This window comes from Flavobacterium frigoris PS1 (assembly GCF_000252125.1).
Taxonomy (GTDB): Bacteria; Bacteroidota; Bacteroidia; order Flavobacteriales; family Flavobacteriaceae; genus Flavobacterium; species Flavobacterium frigoris_A.
Window position 1 is genome coordinate 1 of sequence record NZ_AHKF01000033.1, and the last position, 5,454, is coordinate 5,454.

Sequence of the window (5,454 nt, forward strand, 5' to 3'; positions counted from 1 at the left end):
GTTAAAAATGATGCAGGTTGTATCTCTCTTCCAACAAGTGTAACTATCGATGCACAACCAGATAAAATAAAGATAATAACAGCTGATCCAATCTGTAACACGGATAGAACTTTAGTTATTGATTTAAACTCATACTTACCAGCCGGAACTCCTTTAACAGGAAATTGGATTGACGATGGAAGTAATGCATTAAATAAAAACATCTTAAATCCATACAATTTAGTTATACGCCAATATAGCTTTGAATATCAAGTTAGTGGCGACAGCTGTCCTTTAAGTTATATCATAAAAGTAGACATTACAGATATAGATTGTGGAATCGTATTAGGTTGTGGTGTTATTCAGGTTCACAATGCTTTTTCTCCTAATGGTGATGGAATAAATGAAGAATTTATTATAGACAATATTGAAGATACTGTTTGTTACCCAGAGAACACCGTTGAAATTTATAATCGTTGGGGTGTATTAGTTTTTGAAACTAAAAATTATAATAACGAAACAAATTCTTTTACCGGATATTCAAAAGGTAGAACAACAGTAAGTCAATCTTCAGGATTACCAACCGGAACTTATTTTTATATTTTGAACTACCTATCAGTTGATGGAACTGGTGCAGTTCAAACCAATAAGAAAGATGGCTATTTATACCTTACTAGATAAAAATAATTCAAATCTAATACCTGAGGCTTAGAATCCTCAGGTTTAAAAAAAGAAACCAAATGAAGACAAGAATACTATTATTCGCCTGGATGTTTACTGGTATTGTAAGTTATGCACAACAGGATGCCCAATTTACTCAATACATGTATAACACAATCAATGTCAATCCGGCTTATGCGGGATCGAGAGGAGCTATGAGTATATTTGCTTTACATCGAACACAATGGGTAGGATTAGATGGAGCACCTACAACTAACGCGGTCTCTATAAACACACCTATAAATAATAGTAATTTAGGTTTTGGGGTGTCACTAATCAATGATAGAATTGGTCCTACACAAGAAAATACCTTATCAGCTGACATATCATATACGATTCCAACATCAGAAACGTTTAAACTTTCCTTTGGTATAAAAGCAACTGCAAATCTATTTGATTTAGATGTTACCAAATTAAACCCTGTAGATGATGACCCAAGTCTTCATAATTTCAATAATAAACTTACACCAAATATTGGTGCAGGTATCTATTTACATTCTGACAAAGCTTATATAGGTCTATCTATTCCAAATTTCATAGAAAGTAATCGCTATGATGATAATGAGGTGAAAATCTTTAAGGAGAAAATAAATTACTATTTAATTGCCGGATACGTATTTGATTTAAGTAGCTCTCTTAAATTTAAACCTGCATTACTGACTAAAATGGTGGAGGGAGCACCCCTTCAAGTTGATGTATCAGCTAACTTTTTGTTCAATGATAAGTTTATGATTGGAGCAGCTTATCGATGGAGTGCTGCCATGAGTGCAATGGTTGGATTTCAAATATCAGATGGAATGTATATTGGTTATGCTTATGATCTTGAAACTACCAAATTAGATAATTACAATTCTGGATCACACGAAATTTTTCTTCGTTATGAGATATTCAAAAACAATAAAAAAATTACAACTCCCCGATTCTTCTAAAAGTAATTATCATGAAAAATTATATCACCCTTTACCTAACGATAGTAAGTGTTTTTTCATTTAACTGTTATTCGCAAAAAGCCCAACTTGCTTCGGCTGATAAAAAATACGAGAACTACTCGTATATTGATGCTATTAAAACCTATGAAAGAGTGGCTGAAAAAGGATACAAATCGGCCGATATGTTTCAAAAATTGGGTAACGCATATTACTTCAATGGAAAACTTGAACAATCAGCTAAATGGTATGGCGAATTATTTGCCATGACCACAGATATACAACCAGTATATTATTACCGTTATGCTCAATCTTTAAGAGCTATCGGTGAAAATGACAAGGCAAATGAAATGCTAAAAAAATTCACCAAACTTTCTGATGATGATTCCAGAGGAGACCTTTTTCTTAAAAATGTAAACTATTTGGACGTTATAAAAAACAACTCTGGAAGGTACACTGTTGAAAATGCTGGTATAAACTCCCAATATTCTGATTATGGAGCGGCTATAACTTTAAATAAAATAGTGTTTGCTTCTGCTAGAGATACTGGTAGCCTAGGACAAAGAAAACATACTTGGACAAATCAACATTTCACAGACTTATATGTTGCCGATTTAGACGGAGAAATGAACCCTGGTACTGTCGATAAATTTAATAAAACAGTGAAATCTAAATTTCATGAGGCAACTCCTACTTTTACAAAAGACGGTAAAACTATGTATTTTACCCGAAATAACTACCTATCAGGAAAAAAAGGCAAAAATGAAAATAATATTACTTTAATAAAAATATATAAGGCCACTTTAGAAAATGACCAATGGGTTAACATAATGGAACTGCCTTTTGACAGTGATAATTACAGTACAGCTCACCCAGCACTGAGTCCAGATGACAAAACCTTGTATTTTGCTTCAGATATGCCTGGAACTTTAGGTCAATCAGATTTGTTTAAAGTACAAGTAAATGAAGATGGTACTTTTGGAACTCCAATCAATTTGGGAAAAACAATCAATACCGAAGGAAGAGAAACTTTTCCATTTATAAATGATGAAAATGAAGTTTACTTTGCTTCTGATGGACACCCTGGTTTAGGAGGCCTAGACATTTTTGTCTCTAAAATAAATGAAGATGGCACTTTTAATAAAGTTCAAAATGTGGGGACCGACGTAAATTCACCCAAAGATGACTTTGCCTATTGGATTGATACAAAATCAAGAAAAGGCTTTTTTACTTCTAATAGAGATGGTGGTGAAGGATTTGATGACATTTACAAGTTTTTAGAACTTAGAAAGTTAGCATGTGAGCAAGTATTAATGGGTAAAATAACTGACGCAGCTACTGATGAAATTCTTCCAGGAGCTAAAATTAGATTGTTTGACAGTCGTTTCAACCTTATGGGAGAAGTAATTGCAGATGCGAAAGCTGATTACTCATTCATCGTAGAATGTGGAAAAGTCTATAATGTCAGAGCAGAAAAAGAAGATTATACTACCAAAGAAGAAAAAGTTACCATCGATAAATCCAACGGAAAAACAAACTTAAATATAGCTCTAGAACAAGAGCAGTGTAAAGTAGCGGTAGGTGATGATTTAGGAAAATGTTTCGGTATAAAAATGATATACTTTGACTTAGACAAGTCTAATATCAGAAAAGAAGCTGCTTTAGATTTAGAAAAAATATTGGATGTACTTAGCCAAAACCCAACTATGAAACTTGATATACGCTCTCACACCGATAGCCGTGCATCAAATAAATACAATGAAGACCTATCTGATAGAAGAGCAAAATCTACCATCAATTGGTTAATTAAAAATGGAGTAAGTCCGGATAGATTAATAGGAAAAGGATATGGTGAGACTGAACTAGTAAACAAATGTTCAGATGGTGTGGATTGTACCGAAGATGAACATCAAATGAACAGACGTAGCGAATTTATCATTACAGCCTTGTAGTTATTTAAAGATTAGATCTACTCTACTTTGTAATTGTGAAATATTATTCAAAAACCTCGAAAGATTTACTTTCGAGGTTTTTTTATACCCCCTAATTAGATAAAACGTAATAAGAAAGATATTGTAATTAAATGTAAAATTAACTTAAGATAATTATATAGTAAAATAGTTGTTAATTATTTGATAAACAAATACTTATAATACTAAAACAAATCTAAAAACCACGCATTTAGAATTAATTTTTTGAATAGTTTACAACAAAAGGCACATTTCAACGAGTAATTAGGTTTTTCACAGAAAAAATTAAACAATACTCTCAATAATTCTTAACTTTATTTGTGTGTCCATAGTATTCCTTCAATTTAATAAAAAAAGGAACTCATCATGAAGAATTTTTTTTCACCCAAAAAATTAAATTTTTCTTATAATCTATTGATGCAGAAATGTTTTTGAACTTGAAGTTTTGAATTAATATTAATTCAAAAAGTGAACGTAAAAATAGTAGATATAGTTCTATTAATCTTTTTAAATAATTAAACCATTTAAAAATTCTTTACGTAAAGGGAAACTTTTATTCTCAAATTTGAATTAGTACCATTCAAATTGTATCTAGTTTGAACTTTTATTTGATACACTTAATACAAAAAAGTAAATTATAACCATTCTACTTGAATAAATGACATCGAAGATCAGATGTGAATTTTTAATATATAAAATCAGCTCACTTTATAACGATTTAAAACAAATCAATATGAAATCAACTATTACTTATTCGACAAAATTAATTACGTTTTTTATATTATGCTTTTTGAGTTTCGCAACAGCAGTTGCGCAAACTTCTTCTAAAGGATGCACATCTAAAGACTTGGAATTAGTTGGTGCCTCGCTAACTGGTGGAGATTTATGTAACACTTGTACTACAGAAACTAAACTTACCCGAACTTTAGTATTATCCATAAATAATACAACGGGATCTACAAGAACCTCCTTCGCTTATTGGGGAAGTTTAGAGGAATATAGTGGAATAGACGGTACTTTAATAAAAACCACTTCGATAACTGATTGTGGCGGGCCTCTGCCAGGGAATACAATTACTAGTTTACCTTCACTTACAATTACCTATACGTGCGGAAATATTTTAAAGATAACTGGATTAACTCTTGCATGGACAGATGCTTCGCAAAATAGTATATGCCCCCTAAATCTCAACAATATTTCACCAAAATGTGGAACACTTCCTTTACTTGAAATTAACGCTGGTGTTAACGGTGAACTCTCAATTTACAATTCAAGTTGTGGAATTGCCAATGGTAAGATTGATTTAACTCCAACTGGTGGAAGAGCTCCTTATACCTACCAATGGACAAGTGCAGATGGTATCGTCCCGATCGCACAAGTAAACAACCAAGATTTAATAAATGTCGTAGCAGGAACGTACACTGTCGAAATAACTGATGCAAATAATTGTAAAGTTAGAAAAACTAGGAACATCGACTCAATAACTCCTATTGCTCCGTCGTTTATACAAATAGCTGATATTACAGTACCGTGTGGAGCGGCAACAACAAGCTCTCTAATTTATACAAATAACGAATTAGGAAATTGTCTAATAAGCGGAAGTGTAATTTCCAGTCTTAGTACTCAATCGCCATCAGGTACTTGTGGGGGAGAAATAACTGAATCTTGGACATTTACAGACAGATATGGAAGAACAATTAATAAATCAAGAATAATCCATGTCAGTCCAGCCGCATTACCAACGATGACCGCGCCGGCAAATATAACGGTAGCTTGTGGTGCTTTGCCGGCGACAAGCACTATCGCTTTTAGCAATGGTTTAAGCGGAGGTTGTTTAATCAGTGGCACTTCTAATGCTT

General features: G+C 32.7%; 4 protein-coding genes. All 4 read left to right on the top strand.

What is annotated here, in order from left to right; translation table 11 throughout:
* Positions 1 to 660: gliding motility-associated C-terminal domain-containing protein (locus HJ01_RS16705; protein ID WP_040474097.1), on the top strand; the 660-nt coding region annotated here is incomplete at its 5' end.
* A gap of 59 nt (positions 661 to 719) precedes the next feature.
* The gene (locus HJ01_RS16710) at positions 720 to 1,628 is read left to right on the top strand and encodes a type IX secretion system membrane protein PorP/SprF (RefSeq protein ID WP_007139691.1); all 909 of its coding nucleotides are present in this window, start codon (positions 720 to 722) and stop codon (positions 1,626 to 1,628) included.
* Between the two features lie 11 nt (positions 1,629 to 1,639).
* The gene (locus HJ01_RS16715; protein ID WP_007139692.1) at positions 1,640 to 3,577 is read left to right on the top strand and encodes an OmpA family protein; all 1,938 of its coding nucleotides are present in this window, start codon (positions 1,640 to 1,642) and stop codon (positions 3,575 to 3,577) included.
* 751 nt (positions 3,578 to 4,328) lie between these two features.
* Positions 4,329 to 5,454: SprB repeat-containing protein (locus HJ01_RS16720; protein ID WP_040474098.1), on the top strand; the 1,126-nt coding region annotated here is incomplete at its 3' end.

Excerpts from the sequence above, each read along its gene's own strand:
- HJ01_RS16715 (WP_007139692.1), top strand. The coding sequence starts at position 1,640 with ATGAAAAATTATATCACCCTTTACCTAACGATAGTAAGTGTTTTTTCA.
- HJ01_RS16710 (WP_007139691.1), top strand. The coding sequence starts at position 720 with ATGAAGACAAGAATACTATTATTCGCCTGGATGTTTACTGGTATTGTA.